Source organism: Mesorhizobium sp. 128a (assembly GCF_053848025.1).
The window spans coordinates 1-820 of the sequence record NZ_JBSPKY010000085.1; the positions used below are offsets into that span (position 1 = coordinate 1).

The window sequence follows — 820 nt, forward strand, 5'->3', positions numbered from 1 at the left end:
CGGAGCAGGCGGGCCAGCAGGGGCATGTTTGGCCGCCGGCTGCGCCGTTGCAAGCCTTTGCCGGCCCTGGCGACAGCGCTCCTGGATTTACTGCCGCCGACCGGGGAGCGATTGCCAATCCGCAGGACGACGGGCAGGACCTAGGCATGCTCCTCGACTGGGCGGCGCTGGACCACTATCAGTCGTCGGATGAAGCCGTCGACGGCGAGACGCAGGCCCGCGAGCATCTGTCCGGGCAGGCGTTTGGGGAGCAGGAGCATGTTTCGCGGCCCGCCGTGCCGATGGAAGCGGGTGCTGGACCAGGCGATAGCGCTCCTGGATTTGCTGCCGCCGACTGGGGAGCGACGCCCGACGACGAGCAGGATCCGGGCGGCCTCCTCTATCCGTCGGCGGAGCCGGACTGGCTGCAGGAGCAGCAGTTGTTCCGCAAGCAAAATGCCCCCGAACCCGTTGCGGGACCAAGCGATAGCGCTCCTGGGGTTCCCACCGAGGGGAGGGCATCGGCCGGCGCGCCATTGCAGGGCGAGCCGTCGGTTCCGGGATTGACGGGCCTCACGCCGCCGCTCCCCGACCCGACGGACATGGATAGCACGATCGGATTGACAGTGGACGGTTACTTTCCGGCGTCGGACGTGGACGGCGAGACGTATCCGCAGGCCCACGAGCATCTGTCCGGGCAAGCGTCTGGGGAGCAGGGGCATGATTGGCCGCCGGCCGCGCCGTTGGAAGCCAATGCCGGACCAGGCGATAGCCCTGCTGGGTCTTGTGCCGCCGACGGGGGAGCGCCGGAAGACTACAGGCAGGCCATCGACATCATAGT

The 820-nt window shown here is 68.4% G+C and carries 1 protein-coding gene; it reads left to right on the plus strand.

Translation table 11 applies throughout. The features are described 5' to 3' along the window. Positions 1 to 146: 146 nt before the first annotated feature. On the plus strand, positions 147 to 820 hold a 674-nt coding region (locus ACWTU9_RS33165), incomplete at its 3' end, for a hypothetical protein (protein WP_455862010.1).